Annotated in this window: 21 protein-coding genes; 11 read left to right on the top strand and 10 right to left on the bottom strand. The window is 71.9% G+C overall.

Translation table 11 applies throughout. From position 1 onward, the window contains the following. Positions 1 to 64 precede the first annotated feature (64 nt). Together GTY47_RS24330 and GTY47_RS24325 are read right to left on the bottom strand one after the other, a co-directional pair. The gene (locus GTY47_RS24330; protein WP_010046352.1) at positions 65 to 1,927 is read right to left on the bottom strand and encodes an AAA family ATPase; all 1,863 of its coding nucleotides are present in this window, start codon (positions 1,925 to 1,927) and stop codon (positions 65 to 67) included. A gap of 432 nt (positions 1,928 to 2,359) precedes the next feature. Next, positions 2,360 to 3,016, bottom strand: coding sequence for a hypothetical protein (locus GTY47_RS24325; RefSeq protein WP_040904152.1), 657 nt, complete (start codon positions 3,014 to 3,016; stop codon positions 2,360 to 2,362). A gap of 223 nt (positions 3,017 to 3,239) precedes the next feature. Here GTY47_RS24325 and GTY47_RS24320 point away from each other — a divergent pair, with 223 nt between their 5' ends. The 3 genes from GTY47_RS24320 to GTY47_RS24310 all read left to right on the top strand — a co-directional run bounded on the left by GTY47_RS24320 (position 3,240) and on the right by GTY47_RS24310 (position 5,606). Next, the gene (locus GTY47_RS24320; RefSeq protein WP_010046349.1) at positions 3,240 to 4,619 is read left to right on the top strand and encodes a peptidase C39 family protein; all 1,380 of its coding nucleotides are present in this window, start codon (positions 3,240 to 3,242) and stop codon (positions 4,617 to 4,619) included. Positions 4,620 to 4,710: 91 nt separating this feature from the next. Next, entirely contained in the window at positions 4,711 to 4,851 is a 141-nt protein-coding gene (locus GTY47_RS24315) for an SCO1431 family membrane protein (RefSeq protein WP_010046348.1), read from the top strand. Between the two features lie 98 nt (positions 4,852 to 4,949). Beyond that, positions 4,950 to 5,606: a TetR/AcrR family transcriptional regulator gene (locus tag GTY47_RS24310; protein WP_029181624.1), complete on the top strand. Its 657-nt coding sequence runs from the start codon at positions 4,950 to 4,952 to the stop codon at positions 5,604 to 5,606. Between the two features lie 51 nt (positions 5,607 to 5,657). Here GTY47_RS24310 and GTY47_RS24305 read toward each other — a convergent pair whose 3' ends face one another. Beyond that, complete coding sequence (locus GTY47_RS24305; RefSeq protein WP_010046346.1) at positions 5,658 to 6,923, bottom strand: glycoside hydrolase family 18 protein; 1,266 nt, start codon at positions 6,921 to 6,923, stop codon at positions 5,658 to 5,660. A 331-nt stretch (positions 6,924 to 7,254) separates the two neighbouring features. Here GTY47_RS24305 and GTY47_RS24300 point away from each other — a divergent pair, with 331 nt between their 5' ends. Next, positions 7,255 to 8,427 (top strand): acyl-CoA dehydrogenase family protein, encoded by a 1,173-nt coding sequence (locus GTY47_RS24300; RefSeq protein WP_010046344.1) that lies wholly within the window; start codon positions 7,255 to 7,257, stop codon positions 8,425 to 8,427. Between the two features lie 368 nt (positions 8,428 to 8,795). Here GTY47_RS24300 and GTY47_RS24295 read toward each other — a convergent pair whose 3' ends face one another. Then, positions 8,796 to 9,230 (bottom strand): hypothetical protein, encoded by a 435-nt coding sequence (locus GTY47_RS24295; protein WP_010046339.1) that lies wholly within the window; start codon positions 9,228 to 9,230, stop codon positions 8,796 to 8,798. Positions 9,231 to 9,498: 268 nt separating this feature from the next. Between GTY47_RS24295 and GTY47_RS24290 the strand changes: the two genes are divergently transcribed. The 4 genes from GTY47_RS24290 to fxsA all read left to right on the top strand — a co-directional run bounded on the left by GTY47_RS24290 (position 9,499) and on the right by fxsA (position 13,622). Beyond that, entirely contained in the window at positions 9,499 to 9,939 is a 441-nt protein-coding gene (locus GTY47_RS24290; RefSeq protein WP_010046337.1) for an Lrp/AsnC family transcriptional regulator, read from the top strand. A gap of 77 nt (positions 9,940 to 10,016) precedes the next feature. Beyond that, the gene (locus GTY47_RS24285) at positions 10,017 to 11,618 is read left to right on the top strand and encodes an amidohydrolase (RefSeq protein ID WP_010046335.1); all 1,602 of its coding nucleotides are present in this window, start codon (positions 10,017 to 10,019) and stop codon (positions 11,616 to 11,618) included. A gap of 534 nt (positions 11,619 to 12,152) precedes the next feature. Beyond that, positions 12,153 to 12,956 (top strand): polyprenol monophosphomannose synthase, encoded by an 804-nt coding sequence (locus GTY47_RS24280; protein ID WP_010046333.1) that lies wholly within the window; start codon positions 12,153 to 12,155, stop codon positions 12,954 to 12,956. A gap of 90 nt (positions 12,957 to 13,046) precedes the next feature. Further along, entirely contained in the window at positions 13,047 to 13,622 is a 576-nt protein-coding gene (gene fxsA / locus GTY47_RS24275; RefSeq protein WP_029181623.1) for an FxsA family membrane protein, read from the top strand. Positions 13,623 to 13,792: 170 nt separating this feature from the next. On the opposite strand, the gene GTY47_RS24270 is transcribed toward fxsA, so the two are convergent. From GTY47_RS24270 to GTY47_RS24255, 4 genes are all read right to left on the bottom strand, one after another. Beyond that, entirely contained in the window at positions 13,793 to 14,167 is a 375-nt protein-coding gene (locus GTY47_RS24270; protein ID WP_010046329.1) for an RNA polymerase-binding protein RbpA, read from the bottom strand. Positions 14,168 to 14,433: 266 nt separating this feature from the next. Next, complete coding sequence (locus GTY47_RS24265) at positions 14,434 to 15,780, bottom strand: MFS transporter (RefSeq protein ID WP_010046328.1); 1,347 nt, start codon at positions 15,778 to 15,780, stop codon at positions 14,434 to 14,436. A 48-nt stretch (positions 15,781 to 15,828) separates the two neighbouring features. Then, positions 15,829 to 16,596, bottom strand: coding sequence for a glycerophosphodiester phosphodiesterase (locus GTY47_RS24260; RefSeq protein ID WP_010046325.1), 768 nt, complete (start codon positions 16,594 to 16,596; stop codon positions 15,829 to 15,831). Beyond that, complete coding sequence (locus tag GTY47_RS24255; protein ID WP_010046323.1) at positions 16,593 to 17,246, bottom strand: membrane protein; 654 nt, start codon at positions 17,244 to 17,246, stop codon at positions 16,593 to 16,595. Before GTY47_RS24255 ends, GTY47_RS24260 begins: the two co-directional genes overlap by 4 nt. 99 nt (positions 17,247 to 17,345) lie before the next feature. On the opposite strand from GTY47_RS24255, the gene GTY47_RS24250 reads away from it, so the two are divergent. Further along, positions 17,346 to 18,845 carry a PLP-dependent aminotransferase family protein gene (locus tag GTY47_RS24250; RefSeq protein ID WP_010046322.1) on the top strand — a complete coding sequence of 500 codons (1,500 nt, stop codon included), beginning with the start codon at positions 17,346 to 17,348 and terminating at the stop codon, positions 18,843 to 18,845. 43 nt (positions 18,846 to 18,888) lie between these two features. Here GTY47_RS24250 and GTY47_RS24245 read toward each other — a convergent pair whose 3' ends face one another. Both GTY47_RS24245 and GTY47_RS24240 read right to left on the bottom strand, forming a co-directional pair. Continuing rightward, entirely contained in the window at positions 18,889 to 20,556 is a 1,668-nt protein-coding gene (locus GTY47_RS24245; protein ID WP_010046320.1) for a membrane protein, read from the bottom strand. A 50-nt stretch (positions 20,557 to 20,606) separates the two neighbouring features. Beyond that, positions 20,607 to 20,801 carry a hypothetical protein gene (locus GTY47_RS24240; protein ID WP_003988891.1) on the bottom strand — a complete coding sequence of 65 codons (195 nt, stop codon included), beginning with the start codon at positions 20,799 to 20,801 and terminating at the stop codon, positions 20,607 to 20,609. Between the two features lie 299 nt (positions 20,802 to 21,100). Between GTY47_RS24240 and GTY47_RS24235 the strand changes: the two genes are divergently transcribed. Together GTY47_RS24235 and GTY47_RS24230 are read left to right on the top strand one after the other, a co-directional pair. Further along, a complete protein-coding gene (locus GTY47_RS24235) occupies positions 21,101 to 21,493 on the top strand; it encodes an ankyrin repeat domain-containing protein (RefSeq protein WP_010046318.1) in 393 nt (130 codons plus the stop codon). Positions 21,494 to 21,793: 300 nt separating this feature from the next. Then, positions 21,794 to 23,212 (top strand): hypothetical protein, encoded by a 1,419-nt coding sequence (locus GTY47_RS24230; protein ID WP_010046317.1) that lies wholly within the window; start codon positions 21,794 to 21,796, stop codon positions 23,210 to 23,212. Positions 23,213 to 23,416 lie beyond the last annotated feature (204 nt).

Genomic DNA, 23,416 nt, shown 5'->3' with positions numbered 1-23,416 from the left:
GGGCGCAGGCACCCCGCTCCGCCGGGCTGCTGACCCACCCGGCCCCAGCCCCCACGCCAGTGCCTCACAGTCCGGGCGGATCCTGCGGCCCCCGCCCGGACAGCACCTCCCCGTACGCCTGCATCAGGTCCGGCAACCGCAGCGTCGCCAGGTCCTCCCTGCCCAGCACCCCGGGGTACACCGACAACCGCAGATCCCGGTACGCGCAGCTCTTCTCGTACAGCGTCCGCAGGAACCGCCCGTTGCCCAGCTCGTCGATCCACCCCTGGTCCACCACATGCCCGGCGATCGACCGCAGCTCGTCGAGGGCCTCCTCGTCCCAGAGGTCGCCGTTCTCCGCGGCGAGCACCTTGCCGATCTCGGTGAGTTCGAGGGGCCGGTAGGAGGGGAAGTCGACCCGGGTGGTGAAGCGGGAGGACAGCCCGGGGTTGGCGGCGAGCAGGCGGTCCATGCCCTCGGGGTAGCCGGCCAGGATCACCACGAGATGGTCGCGGTTGTCCTCCGCCCGCTTCAGCAGCACCTGGAGCGCCTCGTCGCCGTACGCGTCCCCCTTGCCGTAGCCCGAGTTGGACAGCGAGTACGCCTCGTCGACGAAGAGCACGCCACCGAGCGCCGAGTCGATCAGTTCGTTCGCCTTCACGGCCGTCTGCCCGAGGTACTCGCCGACCAGGTCGGCCCGCTGTGCCTCCACGAGATGGTCGCCGCCGAGCAGGCCGAGTGCGTAGAAGACGCGGCCGAGGATGCGGGCGACGGTGGTCTTGCCGGTGCCGGAGGGGCCGGAGAAGACGAAGTGGCGTTTCGGCGGCTGGACCGGCAGGCCCTGCCCGGCCCGCAGACGGGCCATGTTCAGCTGCGCCGACAGCGCCTTGACCTGGCGTTTCACCGGCTCCAGACCCACCATGCGCTCGAGTTCGGCGAGCGCCTCCTCGAGTAACGCCGGGTCGGTGGGCCCGGCCGGCAGTGACGGCGCCGGGCCGGTCCGCGAGCGCACAGCCGGGTCGGTCACCGGCGGCAGGGGAGCGGAGGCGGGCGGTTCGGGATCGGGCAGTCTCAGGTCGCGGCCTTCGGCGCCGAAGAGCGGGTCGAATCCGTCCGGGCCGTCGACGGCGTCCTGGCCGGCGCCGGTGAGCGTGATCGCGGCGAGGTCCGTCGCCTCGTCGTACCCGTCGCCCTCGGCGATCGCGGCGAGCCGGGCCGAGGTGTCCATGAAGGCCGGGTCGACGCGGTGCACGGCCCGGTACAGCGGGAGTGCGGCGGCGCTGCGGCCGGTGCCCTCGTGCGCCCGGGCCAGCCAGTAGCGCAGCTCCTTGCGCTGGGGCTGCTCGCTGCGGCAGCGCATCAGCGCGGCGGACAGCAGCGGTTCGGCCTGCCCGTACATCTCCAGGCGCACCCGGGCCATGCCGCCGAACAGGCCCGCCTCGATGCCGAGCATCGGGTCGTCGAGGAGCGGGTCGGTGTGGCGGACCAGCTGCTCCCAGTCCTTGACCAGATAGGCGCGGCAGGCGTGCAGGAAGCGGACCTGGGCGTCGGTGTCCACCGGCGGCAGCCCGGCGAGAGCGCGGTCCAGCTCGGGGACGTGGCGGCCGTCCAGCCAGTGGGAGGCGTGCGCGAGCAGGAGGTCGCGGGGGCTCTCCAGCACGGGCTGCACCCACCAGCCCAGCCAGTACCAGGAGTTGAGGGCGCGGCGGTAGCGGGTGCGCTGCTCGCCGAAGCGGTCCCGGTGGCGGAACATCCTGAGCAGCGCGGTCGTCGTGTCGACGCGCAGCGCGTGCAGCCCGAGCCAGCCGTCGGCCATCCCGGAGTCCATGCGCACGGCGGCGCGGAACTCCTCCTCCGCCTGCGGATAGGCGCCCATGGTGTAGGCGTCCACGCCTCGCAGCCAGGCGAGGTCGGCCGGGGCCTGCGGGCCCTGCGTGCCGAAGTCCATCACGTCCCCCACGAACCGTGCCCCCGTCGGTATGCCAACGAGCCGCCCCCCAGCCGGCTGCCCTGCTCGAACCGCTGTGCCACGGACCGGAGTTGCAAGGTGCGCGAAGCAACCGTCCGTAGGTCGCAACGAGGGCATCGTACCTGCGGGGGCGGCGCCCCCGTAGGGTGCCGCACGAGGCGTTCGGCGAGGTGGGAGCGGATGCGGCACACGCCCGCACGGTGACCGAGGGTGAGCACGTGGCGCCCCGCAACGCCCGGAAAAACGGAAGAGGACAGAACGAAGCCCCCGATCACGGGGGAACAACCGGGGGCTTCGCGTCTGTAGGCGGCTCCGAATGGCCGCACATTGAGAACGTAAGTCCTGTACGGCCCCCCGGTCAAGCCGAGTTGAAGCACTCCGGCAAGTTGTCCCGCAAGGCCCTTCACAGGTTCAGCACACTGCGGGCGGTCCGTCACCGTGCGTGAGGGGCTGGTCCGGCCCAACAGTCCCAGCAGGCCCCGGAACCACCTCGTACCCCTTCTCTCGCTGGAGTACCAGGAGGCCCGCGAACGGGCGCGAGGGATCGTCGGCGAAATGCCGGCGTTCCGCCGGGACCCATCCGTTCCAGAACTCCCGCTGCTCCTCCCCGTCCCGCGATCGTCCCCGTGCCCAGGCCTCCTCACGGGGCAGCTCCATCCACAGCAGAAGGGCCAGGTGGGGCCGCAGTGCCCGGCGCCCCGCGCCGACGCCCTCCACCACGACCACGGGAGCGGGCGGCAGGGGACGCGGCGCACCGAAGCGGCGGGCTCGCCAGTCATAAGGGGCGTAGTGCGCGGTCCGGCCGTGAGCCAGCGGCTCGATCACCTGGTCCTGCAGACGTCCGGTCCAGTCGAACAGTTCGTCATGGGTGGCGATGTCGTCGAGGCGCAGCACCGGCGCGCCGCCCAGCGCCATGGCCAACTGCTCGGCGAACGTGGTCTTTCCGGAGCCGGCGTGCCCGTCGACGCCGACGAGCCGGACCGGGCCGCAGGAGGGCGGGAGGCGGCGGATCAGGGAGGCGAGGTCGCGGACGGCGGGTCCCGGTGCGGGGCGGAAGGGCGGAATCATCTCGCGCAGCACTCTAACGACGGTGTCCTCGGCGCGTGCCAGTGGTCGACGCCAATATTGGTGGGCGTGGCGCGGGCCGAAGTGCTGGCGGGACCAGGCGCGCTGTGCTGCTATGTGGCGCATACATGTGTGCTGCTCCTGTGTGGGGTCCACATGTGTGCGACCGACCGTGCAACGGACCTGCCCCGCCCCTGTCCGACTCCGACTTCCGGGGGTCCCCACCATGCGCAGAGCCGAACAGCCGTCCCGCAGAACCGTCCTGGCCGCCGCGGTCACCGCCGCCGTCGCGGCGGGCACGGGTCCGGCGGCCGCCGACACCGAGGAGCCCATGACGACCGACACCGCAGAGCCCACCCGCGAGGTCCCGGTCCGGACGGTGGACAACCGGGCCTGGACGTCGTACGGCGACTGGCGTGGCGGCACCGCCCGGGGCACCCGTGCCGTCGCGGGCGCCCGCCCGGGCGTGGTGATGGCGAGGCCCGCCGGCACCACCGGCTACACGGACCCGCACACCGGCACCACCGCCCGCTGGGAGTACGGCACCTGGACGTCCCCGGCCCACCGGCTCGCCGTCCCCGCGACGGAGGCGATCGTCTCCTGGAACGCGGACACCCCGGCCGGCACCTGGATCCAGGCGGAGATCAAGGCCACCTACACCGACGGCACCAGCACCCCCTGGTACGTCATGGGCCGCTGGGCGTCGGGCGACCAGGACATCCGGCGCACCTCGGTCGACGACCAGAGCGACGGCAAGAGCACGGTCTGGACCGACACCCTGGCGATCGACGACCCCTCGACGGGCCTGCGCCTGGCCTCCTACCGGTTGCGCCTGACCCTCTACCGCAAGCCCGGCACCAAGGCCACGCCCACCGTGTGGCGGCTCGGCGCGATGGGCTCCGACGTACCCGACCGGTTCACCGTCCCGGCGTCCGTGCCCGGCCTCGCCGGGGAACTGGCCGTCCCGCGCTACTCGCAGGAGATCCACAAGGGCCAGTACCCCGAGTACGACAACGGCGGCGAGGCCTGGTGCAGCCCGACGTCCTCCCAGATGATCATCGAGTACTGGGGCGGCCGGCTCACCCGGGAGCAACTGGCCTGGGTGGATCCGTCGTACGCCGATCCGCAGGTGTGCCACGCGGCCCGCTTCACCTACGACTACCAGTACGCCGGCTGCGGCAACTGGCCGTTCAACGCCGCCTACGCGGCCACGTTCAAGGACCTCCAGGCCGTGGTCACCCGGCTCGGCTCGCTCACCGACCTGGAGACGCTGATCGCGGCGGGCATCCCGGCCATCACCTCCCAGTCCTTCCTGAAGGAGGAGCTGACCGGCGCCGGGTACGGCACCGCCGGGCACCTGATGACCGTCATCGGCTTCACGGCCGACGGCGACGTGATCGCCAACGATCCCTTCTCGGAGACCAACGAGGCCGTGCGGCGCGTCTACCGGCGGCGGGAGTGGGAGAACATCTGGCTGCGGACCAAGCGGTACAACGCCTCCGGCAAGGTCGTCTCCGGCACCGGCGGCGTCTGCTACCTGTACTTCCCGGCCCACCCGAGTGCAGCCCAGCGCAAGGCGCTGACGGCCGTGGGTGTGCGCGTGTGAGCAAGCTCTCGGCCGCACATGCCGCTCCCGGTGGCAAGGTGGAGAGAACCTCGGGAGAGGTCCGTCCGCACCACCGAACCTGCGAGAAGCCATGACCGCGCATTCAGCCACCGCAGCCGGCGTCCGCACCGGCGGTCCTCAGGACGACGGCCCGAAGATCGTCGAGCATGTCGTGGGCTGGACCCTCGTCGTGGTGGTCGCGATGCTCGTGACCCAGCTCGGGCTGCTGTGACCCGACACGAGGTGCTGTGACCTGATCCACGACCCTGCTTTCCGGCCTGCCATACTGCGGATGTCCCGCCTCGCCGCCCGTTGGAACCAGGGTCGAAATTGAATATCAGTCCACAGCCTGCCGCGCGTCCCAGAGCCCGCGGTACCGAGCGCTCCCTGGCGCGCCGTGCCGAACTCATCGCAATCGGGCGGAGGTTGTTCGCCGACACGTCCTACGACGCCCTGTCCATGGACGACATCGCCCGGCAGGCGCACGTCGCCAAGGGGCTGATCTACTACTACTTCCAGTCCAAGCGCGGGTACTACCTGGCCATCATCCAGGACTCCGTCACCGACCTGGTCACCCTGGCGGCGAGCGGACACGAACTGCCCCCGGTCGACCGCGTCCAGCGCACCGTCGACAGTTATCTGCGCTACGCCGAGCACAACCAGGCCGCCTACCGCACCATCGTCAGCGGCGGCGTCGGCTTCGACACCGAGGTGCACGCCATCCGTGACGGCGTGCGCGAGGCCATCGTCGCCACCATCGCCGAGGGGGCGTACGGCCGCGCCGACGTCACCCCGCTGGCGCGCATGGGCCTGCTCGCCTGGGTGTGCGGCGTCGAGGGCGCCACGCTCGAATGGATCGACCGCCCGGAACTGCCCCGCCGGACCATGTGCGAGCTGCTGGTGAAGGGCCTCGGCGGAGCCCTGCGCGCGATCGAGGACCTCGACCCCGCCTACCCGGCTCCGGAGGCCGCCCGCCAGGGCGCGTGAGCGGGGGCGGAGGGATCCGTCACGGTCCCTCCGCCCCCGGCTCGCCCAGGCCTACTTGATGGCCTTGATCAGCTCACCGTTCGCCGTGTCGCCGCTCAGCTCCCAGAAGAACGTGCCGCCCAGCCCCTGCTGGTTCTTGTAGTTCATCTTGGTCGCGATGGTCGCCGGGGTGTCGTAACTCCACCAGTTGTTCCCGCACTTGGCGTACGCCGTGCCGGCCACCGTCCCCGTCGCCGGGCACTTGGTCCTGAGCACCTTGTAGTCGTCGATGCCCTGCTCGTACGTGCCCGCGGCCGGGCCGGTCGCCGTGCCGCCCGGCGCCGACCGGGTGACGCCGGTCCAGCCGCGGCCGTAGAAGCCGATGCCGAGCAGCAGCTTCGAGGCGGGGATGCCGAGGCCCTTCAGCTTCGCGATGGTCGCCGAGGCGTGGTTGTCCGCCTTCGGGATGCCGGAGTACGAGGTCAGCGGGGAGTGCGGGGCCGTCGGGCCGACGGCGTCCCAGGCGCCGAAGTAGTCGTACGTCATCGGGTTGTACCAGTCGACGTACTGGGCGGCGCCCGCGTAGTCCGCCGCGTCGATCTTGCCGCCCGGGGTGGCGTCGGCGGTGATCGCCGCGGTGACGAGGTTCTTCGAGCCGAACTTGGCGCGCAGCGCCTGCATCAGGTTCCGGAAGGCCGCCTTGCCGCTGGTGTCGCAGGTGGCGCCGCAGGCGTTCGGGTACTCCCAGTCGATGTCGACGCCGTCGAAGACGTCGGCCCACTTGGAGTTCTCGACCAGGTCGTAGCAGGACTGGGCGAAGGCGGCGGGGTTCTTCGCGGCCTCGCCGAAGCCGCCCGACCAGGTCCAGCCGCCGAATGACCACAGGACCTTGAGGTTCGGGTGCTTCTGCTTGAGCTGGCGCAACTGGTTGAAGGTGCCGCGCAGCGGCTGGTCCCAGGTGTCCGCCTCGCCGTCGACGGACTCGGCGGCGGTGTAGGCCCGGTCGGTGGCGGCGTAGGCGTCGCCCATCGTGCACTTGCCGCCGGTGACGTTGCCGAAGGCGTAGTTGATGTGCGTGAGCCTGGCCGCCGAGCCGGACGTCTCGATGTTCTTGACGTAGTACTTGCGGTCGTAGGTGCCCCATTCGGTGAAGTACCCGATGACCTTGGAGCCGGCGGCCGTCGCGCCGGGAGCGGCCTTCGTACCGGCGGCGGCCTCCTGAGCCGAGGTCGCCGCGTTGGCGGAGGCGCCCGCGCCGGCCAGCAGACCGGCGCCGAGGACGGCGCAGCAGGCCGCGGACACGATGGCCCGGAAGCGGGAGTGGTGGGGGGTGTGCATCCGGTGTCTCCTCGTGGGGAGAGGGAACGCGTGCCGTTTGGCATGAACGCGGTGAATCGGTGGAGCGAAACAGTAGGAGGACTAGACCAGTTCGGTCAATGGTGCGGACCAATTTCGCCCGTCGGGGAGCACTCGGGTATTTCTTGAAGTGAGCGGTCGTTAACTGGTGACGAGATGCCTCCGATCGGGCATACTCACAGCGCAGAGCCGCTGGTCAGCAGCTTCCGAGACCCGGGACTGCAAGCATCGGCCAGGCACCAGAACGACCCGGCGGCGCCGCCCCCACCCATGGGCCCGTCCGCCAGTGCCCGACAGGGAGGAGAGCGTCGCCATGCCCGACCGCGCCCCGCAGCCGGTGGACCGGCAACTGCCCACGGAGGAGGCCCGGGACCTGATCTCGCTCGTCCGCGACATCGCGCAGCAGGAGATCGTCCCCAGGGCGGCCGAGGAGGAGGACGCCGGCCGCTTCCCGCGCGAGCTGTTCACCCTGCTCTCGCGCTCCGGCCTGCTCGGCCTGCCGTACGACTCGGAGCACGGGGGTGGCGACCAGCCCTACGAGGTCTACCTCCAGGTCCTCGAAGAACTCGCCGCGGCCCGCCTCACGGTCGGACTCGGCGTCAGCGTGCACTCCCTGGCCTCCTACGCGCTCGCCGCCTACGGCACCAAGGAGCAGCAGGTCGAGCACCTGCCCGCGATGCTCGGCGGCGGCATGCTCGGTGCCTACTGCCTCTCCGAGCCGCACTCCGGCTCGGACGCGGCCGCCCTGCGCACCAAGGCGGTGCGCGACGGCGACGCATGGGTGATCACCGGCACCAAGGCCTGGATCACGCACGGCGGGATCGCCGACTTCTACACGGTCATGGCGCGCACCGGCGAGGAGGGTCCGCGCGGGATCACCGCGTTCCTGGTACCCGGCGACGCGCCGGGGCTGAGCGCCGCGCCGCCCGAGAAGAAGATGGGCATGAAGGGCTCGCCCACCGCTCAGGTCCACTTCGACGGCGTACGCGTCCTTGACGACCGGCGCATCGGCGAGGAGGGGCAGGGTCTCGCGATCGCCCTGACCGCGCTCGAGTCCGGGCGGCTCGGCATCGCGGCGTGCGCGATCGGCTTGGCGCAGGCGGCGCTCGACGAGGCGCTTTCGTATGCGACGGAGAGGCGTCAGTTCGGCAAGCCGATCGCCGACTTCCAGGGGCTGCGCTTCATGCTCGCCGACATGGCGACGCAGATCGAGGCGGGCCGGGCGCTCTACCTGGCGGCGGCGCGACTGCGGGACGCGGGCCGGCCGTTCGCCCGGCAGGCGGCCATGGCCAAGCTGCACTGCACCGACACGGCGATGCGGGTCACCACCGACGCCGTGCAGATCCTCGGCGGCTACGGCTACACCGCGGACTTCCCGGCCGAGCGCTACATGCGTGAGGCGAAGGTGCTCCAGATCGTCGAGGGCACCAACCAGATCCAGCGGATGGTCATCGCCCGCCATCTCGTGGGTCCAGAGGGACGCTGAACTGGTCGAGGCCCCGCCAGGGCGCCGAGAGCCGCATCCACTCCGGGTCGTGCCGGCCCGGGAGGGTGCGGCCGCGCTCGGCCCAGGCCCGCATCAGGTCACGGTAGATCGGCGGGTCCTGATAGCGCGGCGCGGTCGGCCGAACCGATTCTGCGGGTGGCGGGACGAACAGGAGGCGTTGACGCCCGGTCGCTGAGGAGATGGGGGTCATACCAGGGCAACGGGACAGAGGCCGGACAGGTCACCCCAGGGCGGAATCGGGCGTGCGTTCAGGGATCCCGACGCACTGATCCCGCACCACGGCGGACTGAGAGCCGTGGTGCGGGGCAGTCACGGGGATGGAGCGAGCGGGCGAAGAGGGTCCGCGCTCAGGCCGCTTGGCGGCGCATGACGGGAACCCTGATGGGGCGTGAGCCCGGGCCGCCGACGTGCGAGAAGGGCTGGGTTCGCCAGTCGAGTCCCTGAGGGAGCGTCAACAGCAGAGCGGTGTCCTGCTCCTGAGGGTCGACGGACTCGTCAGCGGGCCGGGCCTCCGTGGCCCTGCGGCCGGTTCCGGCACAGACCGTGAGTCCGAACGGGTTCCACGGCGAGGCGCACAGCGCGTGCTCCGGCAGGACCTCCTCGTCCGCCAGGAGGGCGATGGGTTGTGCGCAGTCCGGGCAGACGACCCGGTACATCTCGAACGTGTCGTAGGCGTCGAGTTCGTCGTCGAAGGTGTCGGGTTCGACGCCCTCCGGCTCGGGCTCGACGACGAGCTGCTGCCGCTTGGGTGCGGTGCGACCAGGGCGCTTAAGACTCTGCATTGGGTTCTCCCCCTCGGGCTGGGCCGTATCAGGCACTGCGGCCTCGACCACAGCAAGCACTTCCCGTCCCCCCTGGGCGGTAATCACGAGAACATTACGGAGACTGTTCGAGCCCTGTGGCGTTCGTCACATGCCGCGCGCAGGTGCCCACCGCGGTGGGTTTGTCCCCCGGACGGCTGACGGCCGACGCCGGCCAGATCACGAACCGGCCATGGCCCGGGCCGCTCAGGTATCCGAGGAGATCAACGGCACTGTAGGTTCTTGCGCCATGGAGGAGCTGGACCGACAGATCGTGCAGCTGCTCGTCAAGGACGGGCGGATGAGCTACACCGACCTGGGCAAGGCCACGGGCCTGTCCACGTCGGCCGTGCACCAGCGGGTGCGCCGGCTGGAACAGCGTGGCGTCATCCGCGGCTATGCCGCGGTCGTCGACCCGGAGGCCGTCGGTCTGCCCATGACCGCGTTCATCTCGGTCAAGCCCTTCGACCCCAGTGCGCCCGACGACATCGCGGACCGCCTCGCGGACGTGCCCGAGATCGAGGCGTGCCACAGCGTCGCCGGCGACGAGAACTACATCCTCAAGGTGCGCGTCGCGACGCCGCACGAACTGGAGGAACTGCTGGCGCGAGTGCGCTCGTTGGCGGGCGTGTCCACACGGACGACGGTGGTGCTGTCGACGCCGTACGAGGCGCGGCCGCCGCGGATCTGATCGCCGGGGCTCCCTTTTCGGCCGTTGTGCCTCACCCCTGTTCAGAGTGGTCGGGGTGAGGCGCGAGACTGGTCCTCATGAGTGAGTCCAGTGCCCCGCCCAAGACCGTCCTGCTCCGTCGCGGAGAGGTTCACAGCCCCGCCGATCCGTTCGCGACCGCGATGGTCGTGGAGCGGGGGCAGGTCGCCTGGGTCGGTTCGGAGGGAGCCGCCGACGCCTTCGCGGACGGGGTCGACGAGGTGATCGACCTGGACGGTGCGCTGGTCACTCCGGCGTTCACCGACGCCCATGTGCACACCACCGCCACCGGCCTCGCGCTCACCGGCCTCGACCTGTCCGCCGCCCCCTCCCGCGAGGCCGCACTGGCCCTCGTACGGGACTTCGCCGCCGCCCGGCCGCACGACCGAGTGCTGCTCGGGCACGGCTGGGACACCGCCCGCTGGCCCGACGGCCGGCCCCCGACGCGTGCCGAACTCGACGAGGCCACCGGCCACCGGCCCCTCTACCTCAGCCGGATCGACGTCCACTCGGCGGTGGTCACCACGGCCCTGCTCGACATGGTCCCCGGCGCCCCCCGCGAGGACGGGCCGCTCACCGCCGATGCCCACCACGCCGCCCGCGCCGCCGCGTTCGCGGCCGTGACGCCTCAGCAGCGGACCGACGCCCAGCGCGCCGCCCTCGCGCACGCCGTCTCGCTCGGCATCGGCACGATCCACGAGTGCGGCGGCCCGAAGATCTCCTCCGCCGACGACCTCACCGACCTGCTGCGCCTCGCCGCCGAGGAGCCCGGTCCGCGTGTCGTCGGCTACTGGGCCGAGGAGGACGTGGCCAAGGCCCGGGAACTGGGCGCGGCCGGCGCCGCGGGCGACCTGTTCGTCGACGGCTCCTTCGGCTCGCACACGGCCTGCGTGCACCAGCCGTACGCCGACGCCGACCACACGGGCCGGGCCTATCTGGACACCGCCACCGTCGCCGCCCACGTCGTGGCCTGTACCGAGGCGGGCCTCCAGGCCGGCTTCCACGCCATCGGCGACGCCGCGGTGGACTCGGTGGTCGAGGGGGTGCGGGCCGCCGCGGAGAAGCTCGGTCTCGCCCGCATCCGGGCCGCCCGCCACCGGATCGAGCACGCCGAGATGCTCACGCCCGAGACCGTCGCGGCCTTCGCCGAACTCGGTCTCACCGCCTCCGTCCAGCCCGCCTTCGACGCCCTGTGGGGTGGCGAGGACGGTATGTACGCCCAGCGGCTGGGGGTCGAGCGGGCCCGTACGCTGAACCCCTACGCGGCGCTGCTGCGCGCCGGTGTGCCGCTCGCCTTCGGCTCCGACAGCCCGGTCACGCCCCTCGATCCGTGGGGCACCGTGCGAGCCGCCGCCTTCCACCGCACGCCGGAGCACCGCATCTCCGTGCGCGCCGCGTTCACGGCGCACACGCGCGGCGGCTGGCGGGCCGTCGGACGGGACGACGCGGGCGTCCTGGCGCCGGGCGCGCCCGCCGACTACGCGGTGTGGCGGACCGCCGAACTCGTGGTCCAGGCCCCGGACGACCGGGTCGCCCGCTGGTCGACCGATCCGCGCTCCGGCACCCCGGGACTGCCCGACCTGACCCCGGGCCGCGACCTGCCCGTCTGCCTGCGCACCGTGGTGGGCGGACACACGGTCTTCGTACGGCCGGGCGAGTGATCTACGGGGGTGGCGCGCACGCGATCGTGCGCCGCGCCCCTTGCGCGCGACCTGCGCATCCTCCGCACTGACCAGGGCTTTGTCATAAAACGCCCAGGTCAAACGGCTGTTGACAGGCGGCCGCAGGAGGCCGGTAGGTTCGGCCGAGTCCACCACCGGACGCCCGACCGGGGAACGTCCGCGCACTCGCCGCAGCGCCGCCGGGTCAGGGACGGTGTGCCGCACCGGGGCACCGCCACTGGGAGCCAGGCTCAGGCCGGCGCGGCGCCGAGGCAGCGTTCCGGCCGGTCGGGGAGGTGCGACCCCGGGTGGGGCCCGGTGCTCAGTAGACAACGGCTTTCGGTCGATCCGCAGCCAGCGGGTCCCAGGTCGGCCCGAAGGGCGCCGGGCCCCCATCCGCCGTACGCTCGCGCCCGAAGGCGCATTCTTACCCGCGTCTTGCGGATTCGACACCACCATTCGAACGTCCTGTCACGTCATCGCAGGCCGGGCGCACTATGGTGGACCCCTGCGTACGGACATGAAGGGGCATCAGTGAACGACGGCGACGGGACCCTCGTGGCGGGAGCCCAGGGGAGGAAGTTCGGCCCGCTCGGCACGGCCTTGGTGATCATCCCGACCTACAACGAGGCGGAGAACATCAAGAGCATCGTCGGCCGGGTGCGCGAAGCCGTCCCCGAGGCGCACGTACTCGTGGCCGACGACAACAGCCCGGACGGCACGGGCAAGCTGGCCGACGAGCTGACCGTCGACGACGACCACGTCCATGTGCTGCACCGCAAGGGCAAGGAGGGGCTGGGCGCCGCCTACCTCGCGGGCTTCCGCTGGGGCCTGGAGCGCGACTACGGCGTGCTGGTCGAGATGGACGCCGACGGCTCCCACCAGCCCGAGGAGCTGCCCCGTCTGCTCACCGCCCTGAAGAGCGCCGACCTGGTGCTCGGCTCGCGCTGGGTGCCCGGCGGCCGAGTGGTGAACTGGCCGAAGTCCCGAGAGGTGATCTCCAGGGGCGGCAGCCTCTACTCCCGGCTGGCGCTCGACCTGCCCCTGCGCGACATCACCGGCGGCTACCGTGCCTTCCGGCGCGAGACCCTGGAGGGCCTCGGCCTGGACCAGGTCGCCTCCCAGGGCTACTGCTTCCAGGTCGACCTCGCCCGCCGCGCGGTCAAGGCCGGGTACCACGTCGTGGAGGTGCCCATCACCTTCGTCGAGCGTGAGCTCGGCGACTCCAAGATGAGCCGCGACATCCTCGTCGAGGCGCTGTGGCGGGTCACGGCGTGGGGTGTGGGGGAGCGGGTCGGCAAGGTCACGGGCCGCGGCGGCAAGCCGTCGAAGCCGTAGCCGGCCCGTCTCATCCCTCGCCGGCCGCTCACAGAAACACCTGATCGGGGCCTTATCCCGCGCTGAGCCGGGCCCAGGCACACTGGAGACATGACGACTGGCGCTCAGACCCCCGCTAATCCCGCCCGGCCCCGGCGCTCACGGCTGCGTACGTTCCTGCCGTTGGGGCTCGCCGCATGGCTCGTCCTGGAGATCTGGCTGCTCACGGTGGTCGCGGGGGCGTCGAGCGGGCTGGTGGTGTTCCTCGTCCTGGTGGCGGGCTTCATCCTCGGCTCGGTCGTCATCAAGCGGGCCGGCAGGCGGGCCTTCCGCAACCTCTCCGAGACGCTGCAACGGCAGCAGAGCGGCGTGATGCCCGCGGCGGCCCGGCCGAACAGCGAGGGCAACGGCCTGATGATGCTGGGCGGGCTGCTGCTGATGATCCCCGGTCTGGTGTCGGACGCGGCGGGCCTGCTCCTGCTGCTGCCTCCGGTCCAGAAGGCGGTGAGCCGCACCGCGGAGCGCACCTTCGAGCGCAAGCTCCGCGAGGCCGGCCCGGGCACCCTGGGCGGCGCCTTCCAGCAGGCCCGTATGCACCGCCCCGACGGCAAGGTCGTCCAGGGCGAGGTCATCCGTGACGACCGGGGCGACGCGCCGCAGGGACCGCGCCCCCCGCTGACGCACTGAGCGCCCCGGCGTCCGGGCGCCGGCGGCGATGCCGGCCCCGGGCCCCCAAGGCGGGAGCCAGCGGCCGTAGCCGCAGGAGCGCATGACAAAAACCGCGAGCGCCGTACTTCACGTACGGCGCCCGCGGCGGTCTTGACGCGCTGTAACTTTCGGCCAGGCCCCGGAGGGACTTACGCCGACTTGCGGCTGTCTCGGGGATGAATCGCGATGTTCATCGCCCCGGAGCGCAGAACCGCCAGGCGCTCCTCGAGGACCTCTTCGAGTTCCTCACGGGTGCGCCGCTCCATCAGCATGTCCCAATGCGTACGCGCGGGCTTGGCCTTCTTCTCTTCCGGGCCATCGCCGTCCACGAGGAGTGCCTGGGCCCCGCAGACCTTGCACTCCCACTCCGGCGGGATCTCCGCCTCGACCGAGAAGGGCATCTCAAACCGGTGCCCCTTCTCGCATGCGTACTCCACGGCCTGGCGCGGGGCCAGGTCGATGCCGCGGTCCGTCTCGTAGCTGGTCACCACGAGGCGCGTGCCGCGAAGAGCTCGCTCACTCATGAATCGTGCCTCCCGGGCTTGTCGCCCACAGGACAGGTGTCGCTGTCGTCGTCATCCGGTCAACGTCCGGTCGGCGGTAAAGATTCCCGTTCCGAGTCCCGTTCCGGGTCATGCGTCGCCGTCGTAGCCGCCCTTGTTGTACCCACCAGCGCCCGGTTTGTCACATCTGCTAGCAGATGTAACCCAGCGTTTCGGCATCTTTGACGCGCAGTAACGGTACGCCTGGCAGGCCAAACGCGTACACTACAGCCCTTTCACGCCGAGTGCTAAATCCTGTCAGGAACCGGATTCCCCGCTTCTTCGATCGCACGCCGCACCGGAACCCGCGCGAGCAGGGCGAACCCGATGACGAAGAAGCCCACGAGCGAGATGATCGCGTCCCGGTAGCTCCCGGTCAGCTGATACGTGAGCCCGAACAGCAGCGGCCCGAGCCAGCTCATTCCGCGGTCGCTCATCTCGTACGCGGAGAAGTATTCGGCCTCCCTGCCGGACGGGACGAGATGGGAGAACAAGGACCTGGACAGCGCCTGGCTGCCGCCGAGGACCAGACCGATGCCGGCGGCCAGGACGAAGAACCACACCGGCGCCCCGGCCGGCAGGAAGAACCCGGCGGCCAGTGTCACCGTCCACGCCACCAGCGAGCCCAGGATCGTGCGCTTGGCCCCGTAGGTCCGGGCCAGCCGGCCCATCGTCAGCGCGCCCGCCACCGCCAGGACCTGCACGAGCAGGACTGCGCCGATCAGGGTGGACTGCCCGAGGCCGAGTTCCTCGGAGCCGTAGACGGAGGCCTGGGAGATCACCGTCTGGATGCCGTCGTTGTAGACGAGGTACGCGAGCAGGAAGGCGAGCGTCAGCGGGTGGCGGCGCATGTCGCGGACGGTCGCCGCGAGCTGCCGGAACCCGGGAAGCGCCGCCTCCCGCGCGCCGGACCTGCGATCACGGAGCCGTGTCAGCGGGATGAGGGCGAACGCGCCCCACCACAGGCCCGCCGATGCCAGGCAGATGCGGACCGCCGTGCTCTCGGAGACACCGAAGCTGTCGTGCCCGGTGTAGAGGACCAGGTTGGCGACGAGGACCAGCGAGCCCGCCGCGTAGCCGAAGGCCCAGCCTCGGGAGGAGACCGCGTCCCGCTGCTCGGGCGGGGCGATCTGCGGCAGGTAGGAGTTGTAGAGCATCATCGCCACGGACTGCGCGGCGTTCGCGACGATCAGCAGCGCCCCGCCGAGCAGGTAGCGGTCGCCGTCCAGGAAGAACATGGCCGTCGTGGCCGTGGCTCCCAGGTAGGCGGCGGCCGCGAGGAGGGGCTTCTTGCGGCCGGTGCGGTCGGCGGCGGCGCCCACCAGGGGCATCGCCAGCACGGCCACGATCACCGACAGGGACACCGAGTACGCGAAGAAGGACCCGGCGCGCACCGGGATCCCGAGGGGGTGGACGTACCCGTCGGCGTCGGCCGCCGACTCGGCGACCGACGTCAGATAGGGGCCCAGGAACACGGTGAGCACGCTCGTCGAGTAGACGGAGCAGGCCCAGTCGTAGAAGTACCAGCCGCGCTGCTCGCGCCGCAGCCCCGCAGCCCCGTCGGCCGCCTCCGGACGCGCGGTGTCGGTGCCCACCCGTGTCCTCGCTTCCCCGTGAACGCGCAGGGGCGACCGGCCGGGGTGTCAGACCCAGACGCCGCGGTCCTCCATGACCTTGCGCAACGTGTCGATGTGATCGGTCATGATGCCATCCACGCCGAGGTCCAGAAGCCGGTGCATGCTCTCCGGGTCGTTGACGGTCCACACGTGCACCTGGAGCCCGCGCGCGTGGGCGGCGTGCAGGAAGCGGTGGTCCACGACCTGGATGCCGGACTGGATCTCGGGCACCTGGGCGGCGACCGCCGAGCGGCGCACCGCCGCCGGCAGCCCCCAGGAGCGCAGCCGCAGATTGAGCACTCCCCGGGTGCCGTACGAGGTGGCCAGGCGCGGGCCGGCCAGCCGCTGGGCACGCACCACGCGGGCCTCGGAGAACGAGCCGAGGCAGATCCGGTCCCAGGAGTGCGTCCGGCCGACCAGGTCGAGGAAGGGCAGCAGGGCGGCCTCCGCCTTGACGTCGACGTTCCAGCGCACGTCCGGGAAGGTCTCCAGCAGTTCCTCGAAGAGCGGCACCGGTTCCTCCCCGGCCACGCGCGCGTGGCGCACCTCCTGCCAGGGCAGGTCGGCGATCCGGCCCGCGCCGTTCGTCACCCGGTCCAGGGTCGCGTCGTGGAAGGCGACGAGCTTGCCGTCCCGGGTGGCGTGGACGTCGGTCTCGATGTAGCGGTAGCCCGCCTCGACGGCACACCGGAACTGCCGCACGGTGTTCTCCAGGCCGTCCGCGGCCCCGCCCCGGTGGGCGAAGGCGATCGGGCCGGGATGGTCGAGGTAGGGATGGCGTATCCGCGAGGTCACGGACGCAGTATCGCTCCTCGGGGTTGCCCCGTGGCAACGACCGCGCTGCCGCCGGATGCCGCGGGGACGGCGAACACGCGCAGGAACAGCTGGGCGAGCGGGCCGATCGCCACCGCGTACAGGAGGGTGCCGATCCCGACGGTGCCGCCCAGTGCGAAGCCGGTCGCCACGACCGTGAGCTCGATGCCCGTGCGCACCAGGCGGATCGAGACGCCCGTGAGCTGGTGGAGCCCCGTCATCAGACCGTCGCGCGGGCCCGGCCCGAAGCGGGCCGCGATGTACAGGCCGGTCGCCGCGCCGTTCAGGACGATCCCCGCCACCATCAGGCTCACGCGGGGCACCCAGCCGTGGGCGTCGGGCACCAGGGCCAGCGTCGCGTCCATCGCCATGCCGATGACCAGCACGTTGGAGATCGTGCCCAGGCCCGGCCGCTGGCGCAGTGGGATCCACGCGAGCAGCACCGCGGCGCCCACGATGGTCAGCACGACGCCGATCGACAGACCGGTCCGCTCGGCGAGCCCCTGGTGCAGCACGTTCCACGGCTCCAGCCCGAGCCCCGACCGGACGAGGAGCGCCGAACTCGCTCCGTACAGCGCGAGACCGACGTAAAGCTGCGTCAGTCGCCGAGCGAGCCGCCGCTGCGTGGACATGATGTGCCCCCCTGTTGGTTAGTGGACTGATGCATGACACCCTGTGGCTTGGATCGAGAGGCCATCCATGGCCAATCCGGGGAAGGTGGACTGATTCTCATGGCGCAGTGGACCTCGGCCGTGGGTGCGGCACAGCTCGCGCGGCTGCTCAACTCCCAGCAGGACCGCCCGGCGGGGCCCGGCACGCGCCGGCCGCCCGCCTACCGCGCGCTCGCCGACGGCGTCCGCCTGCTGGTGCTCGAAGGGCGTGTCCCGGTGGCCGCCCGGCTGCCCGCCGAGCGGGAACTCGCCCTGTCCCTGTCCGTCAGCCGTACGACGGTCGCCGCCGCGTACGAGGCCCTGCGCAGCGAGGGGTTCCTGGAGTCCCGGCGCGGCGCGGGCAGTTGGACCGCCGTACCGGCCGGGAACCCGCTGCCCGCGCGCGGGCTGGAACCCTTGCCGCCGGAGGCCCTCGGCTCGATGATCGACCTCGGCTGTGCGGCGCTTCCGGCCCCCGAGCCGTGGCTGACCCGGGCCGTGCAGGGCGCGCTGGAGGAACTGCCGCCGTACGCGCACACGCACGGCGACTATCCCGCCGGGCTGCCCGCGCTGCGGTCGATGATCGCCGAGCGCTACACCGCGCGCGGGATACCGACCATGCCCGAGCAGATCATGGTGACGACCGGGGCGATGGGCGCGATCGACGCGATCTGCCACCTGTTCGCGGGGCGGGGTGAGCGCATCGCCGTCGAGTCGCCCTCGTACGCCAACATCCTTCAGCTGATGCGGGAGGCCGGGGCCCGGCTCGTGCCCGTCGCGATGGCCGAGGGGCTCTCCGGATGGGACATGGACCGCTGGCGGCAGGTCCTGCGGGACGCCGCGCCCCGGATCGCCTACGTCGTCGCCGACTTCCACAACCCGACCGGTGCGCTCGCCGACGAGGACCAGCGCCGGCGGCTGGTCGACGCGGCCAGGTCCGCGGGGACCGTGCTGATCGCCGACGAGACGATGAGCGAGCTGTGGCTCGACCCGGACGTGCGGATGCCACGGGCGGTGTGTGCCTTCGATCCGGCCGGTTCGACGGTGATCACCGTGGGGTCGGCGAGCAAGGCCTTCTGGGCCGGGATGCGCATCGGGTGGGTGCGGGCCGCGCCGGACGTGATCCGCAGCCTGGTCGCGGCGCGTGCGTACGCGGATCTCGGCACGCCGGTGCTGGAGCAGCTGGCCGTTAACTGGCTGTTCGGCACGGGGGGTTGGGAGCAGGCCGTGCAGGTGCGGCGGGAGCAGGCGCGGGAGAACCGCGACGAGATCGTGGCGGCGGTGCGGCGGGAGCTGCCCGGGTGGGAGTTCGAGGTGCCTCGGGGCGGGCTGACGCTGTGGGTGCGCACGGGCGGTCTGTCCGGGTCACGGCTCGCTGAGGCGGGGGAGCGGGTGGGCGTGCGGGTGCCGTCCGGGCCGCGGTTCGGGGTGGACGGGGCGTTCGAGGGATATGTGCGGTTGCCGTTCACCGTGGGGGGTGCGGTGGCCGAGGAGGCGGCTGTGCGGCTGGCCGCGGCGGCGCGGATCGTGGAGGACGGGGGTGTGGGGGCCGGTGAGTCGCCGCGGACGTTCGTGGCGTAGGCCGGGTCGGCGGCCGCGGTGATCGGCCGACCGACCGCGCTCTTCAGGACGTCTTGGTGGCTTTCGTCAGCACCGGGACGGGCTTTCGTTCCGCCGGTTCCGTCAGTACCGGCACCGGCTCGGATTCCACCGGCTCCGGCTCGACCAGATCCGGTTCACCCTGCGCCGGATCCGGGTCGGGCACCGTCTCCCCGTCCGCCGGTGTCGTGCGGGGCGGCAGGAGGTCCAGTACCGCCTGGCGGTGGGCGTCGGACGTCGCGTCGTCGTAGGGGTTGGGTGTGGCCGGGACCTGGAGGCGGTGGACCGGGCCCGTGCCCAGGCGGGCGTAGCCGCGCCCGGGGGGGACCTGGTCGACGGGGGTGGTGTGCGGGGGCGCGCCCAGGACGGACCCGACCTGGTCGGCCGTCGCCGGGCCGAGGACCACGCGCGCGCGGGTATGCTGCCGCACGGCGTCGGTGAGGGTGTCGACGCTGTCGAGCTGGTCGGCCACGACCACCGTCACGTTCGCCGGGCGGCCGTGCCGCAGGGGGACGTGGAGAAGGGACTGCGGGTCCTTGCGGTCGTCGGCGGCGGCCAGGTGGGTGAACGCCGTCGGGCGGTCCAGGAGGATCCACAGGGGACGCTTGGTGTCGTCTGGCGGCGGGTGGCCCGCCTGATGGGCGCGGTTGGCGGCGATGAGGCGGCGCTCGGTCTCGAGCGCGGCCCACTCCAGGCTGGCCAGCGCCCCGGTGAGCCCGCACTCGACGGCCAGGACACCGTCCCGGCCGGTCAGGCATGCGTACTCGCCGGTGCCGCCGCCGTCGACGATCACCACGTCACCGTGCTGGAGGGCCTGGAGGGCGATGGACCGCAGCAGGGTCGAGGTGCCGCTGCCCGGCTGGCCCAGGGCGAGCAGATGGGGCTCGGTCGAGCGCAGGCCCGTGCGCCAGACGACCGGGGGCACGTCCCGTTGCTGCTCGCCGCAGGTGAGGGGGAGCGTGCGCCGGACCTCGGTGGGGTCGGTGAAGCCGAGGACCGTCTCGCCGGGCGCGGTGACGAAACGCTGGGCGGCGATGTCCACGGGCAGCGGCAGGAGCACGCTGACCGTCAACTGGTTGCCCTCCTCGTCCCACGTGAAGTGGTATTCGCGGCCACGGCCCGACTTGGCCGCGAGCACGTGCTCGATCCGGGCACGGGCCTCGGCCTCGCCGTCGGTGAAGTACGCCGGGTAGCGGACCACCAGGTGCGAGATCCGGCCGCCGCCGTCGAACGCGTAGGTGGGGAAGGCCTTGTCCCACGCACCGCCGTGGGCGTACAGCGGCTCGGGGTCCTCGGCGGAGGAGAAGTACGGCACGAGTGCCTCGTAGAGCGCCTTGAGGCGCTCGGTCTGCGACTCGTCGGGTCCGTCGGGAGCCGCCGGCGTGCGGTCCCGGCCCTGCCATGCCGCAGCCGCCATCAGTGTGACGGCGGCGAGCAGCGGTCCGTACGGCAGCAGCGCCACGACCAGGAGCACGGAGGCCACCAGGAACAGCAGCGCCCCCCGTCTCTCCTTGGGGGTGTCGGTCCATCTGCGCCGCCCGGCCGCTGCCAGCCGGCGCAGACCGCGCGTGATCGTGATCACCGGGTGGAGGACGTCCGTGGCAGTGTCGGCCGCCGTCCGGGCCAGCTCCCGGCTCCGGACGAGCTGCGCGCTGCCGTTGCTCAGAATGCGGGGGAGGGGGCGCCGGGCCACTGCTGCCTCCAGAGAGTGCCTACGGGCGGGATGCGTACGGGGCGGCGTCGTCAGAACTTGATTCCGCCGAGGAGGCTCGCCAGGCTCTCGCCGCCCGCCTTGATGCTCGGGGCGATGGCCGTGCTCGCCAGATAGAAGCCGAACAGCATCGTCACGACCGCATGCGACGCCTTCAGGCCGTCCTTGCGGAAGAAGATGAAGACGACGATGCCGAGCAGGACCACGCCTGAGATGGAGAGGATCATTTGAGGTCTCCTGGTTCGCGGGGACAGTCACCATGAGTACTTCCAGGCTCACAGGATGTATCCATACGATAAAAGGTGCAACTGGGTGAAATTCGTACTATTTCCCCTGGCTGGTGGAGCTGCCCCCGGATCGGTCGCGCGGGGCTGTTGCGTTCGGCGAGGTCTGTGGTGATCTTTACCTCGGGCACATCGGGTCATGTGCCGCGCGAGCCAGTACCCTGGCGATTCACTCGTACGGCTGCGCCGCTCGCAGGCGTACGCACCCGACGTGATGTGTGACGTGAGAGGCGGTCCGGCCGATGACCGAAGCCCCCGACCCCGAGGTCGTGGAGCTGGCGACCAAGATCTTCGATCTGGCCCGGCGGGGACAGACCGAGGCGCTCGTGGCGTACGTCGACGCGGGTGTTCCGGCCAACCTCACCAACGACCGCGGTGACTCGCTCGTGATGCTCGCCGCCTACCACGGCCACTCCGAGGCGGTACGCGCGCTGCTGGCCCGCGGAGCCGAGGCCGACCGGGTGAACGACCGAGGCCAGACCCCGCTCGCGGGAGCGGCCTTCAAGGGCGAGACGGACGTCATCAAGGCCCTCCTGGAGGGCGGCGCCGACCCGTCCGCCGGCACCCCCTCGGCGGTCGACACCGCCCGGATGTTCGGCCGGACGGAATTGCTCGAACTGTTCGGCGAGCACTGAGCGAGCCGGTCTGACCTGGAACGACAACGAAAACGGGGGAGGCGGGACGGGGCCGCCGAAATTTCGGTCGCGGCAGACGGAAGTGCCGAGTCATCATGACGGCGTGGTTCACGGACGTGATGGCTGGGCAGGTGTTGCCGCACCGCGCGGGCCGTGAAGCGGTCCGCAAGGGCCACCGACGAGAGGCAGAGGAAGATGGTCTACAGCAAGCAGGAAACGGCGGGCACTCCGACGTGTTGTCGCGCGGCCAGGTAGTACACGTCCCCGGTTGCGTCGACGCTTGATGTGAGGCTGTTTCCCATGTTCGATCCGGTCATAGCGCCCAGCGGTACGCTGCTCGGCCTGCTCCAGCGGGGCCGCGGCGACGGCACGCTGCACGCGCTCACCGCCCCGCGCCCCGAGGCGCTCGCGGCGCTGAACCACTGCGTGCTGCGCGATCCCCGCCACGACTGGCAGGTGGAGAACCGCTCCCTCTACTACGCCCGCCTCTTCCTCGACCTGAACGGCGAGCTGGACGCGGTCGAGGCCCACCTCTTCGACGCCGAGGACGTCCTCGACACCGACGAGTCGCGCACCGGGCTCGCCCTCGCCGTCCTCGGGCACCTCGCCTCCTACGGCAGGCGGGACGCGCTCGAACTGCTGCGCAGGTACGCCGCCCACGGCTCCAACTGGGCCTGGGCCCTCGACGAACTGGCCCTCAGGGACGACGACGCGGGCCTGCGCGCCCTCGCCGCGCCCGTCCTCGCACGGTTCCCGGCCGACCCGGAGGGCGACGCCGAGCTGGCCGCAGCCGTCCGCGACGCCTTCGAACCCCGGCCGTGGCGGCTGTGGGCCGAGGACCCCCGAGAATCCGTCGCCGCCCGCGTGCGTGCCGCCCACGAGACGGGCTGTTTCGACCGCTGGCAGCGGCAGATGCGGCCGGCCGGCCCCCGCCCCGGGTGGAGCGTGCAGGCCGTCTTCGAATGGGCCCAGCAAGGCCTCGAACGGGGTGCCGCACTCCATGTCCCGGCCGCCCGCTGCCTCACCGCCGTGGCGGGGCCCGAGGACCGGGCCGAGATCGTCCAGGCGGCGAAGGACGGCGGTGACGGAGCCCGTTGCACGGCCCTGCGCTACCTCGCCGACGGCAACGATCCCGACGCCCTCGGCCTCATCGAGGGCGCCGTGGCCACCGGCTCGACGGTCGTCGTGGACGCCGCCGTCGACGCCTTCGAACGCATGCGCTCCCTCGCCGCCGTGGACCAGGCGCGCGGCTGGGCCCGGCGGCCGGACGCGCTGGGCGCCGCCGCCGGGCGTGTCCTCGCCTGCCGGGGCGGGGCGCAGGACCGCGACCTGGTCCTCGCGGCGCTACGGGAAGCCGTACGGGGCGACGGCCCCGACGCACCGACCCTGTGGACCCTGGTCGACGGCGCCGGACGGCTCGGCATCGCCTGCGCGGCACCCGTCCTCCGCCACATCTACCGCGAGACCGCCTCCTCCCATCTGCGCGGCCGGGCCGCCCGGGCCCTCGCCGCCACCGACCCCTCCTTCGCCACCGGCTTCGCCGTCGAGTGCCTGTGGGACTGCGAGGAGACCACGCGCGAGATCGCCGCCCGGCACGCCGAGACCGGAGACGCCCGTGTCGTCGAGCGACTGCGCCGGCTCGCCGCCGACCCGGCCGAGGAGGCCGAGGTCCAGACGGCCGTGCGCAGCAGGATCGGTCCCGAGGAGACCGCTGTGTGACCCCCTCCGCGTGAGCGTGTGACTCCCTTTGTGCCGTGAGCGTGTGACTCCCTTTGTGCAAGGACGCCAGGGCGGAATCAGGCCGCCCGGGTGAACGAGGGGTGACTCGCGGGTCAGGAGCGCATGGACGCGGCCTGACCTGCGCGGGTGCGCCTCAGAACGCTCATAGGACGTTCCTCGTCCGGAAAGATCCACGTTGACGCG

Origin of the sequence: Streptomyces sp. SID5464, assembly GCF_009862985.1 — a bacterium.
GTDB lineage: Bacteria > Actinomycetota > Actinomycetes > Streptomycetales > Streptomycetaceae > Streptomyces > Streptomyces chartreusis_D.
This window is presented reverse-complemented; position numbering and strand designations above follow the sequence as displayed.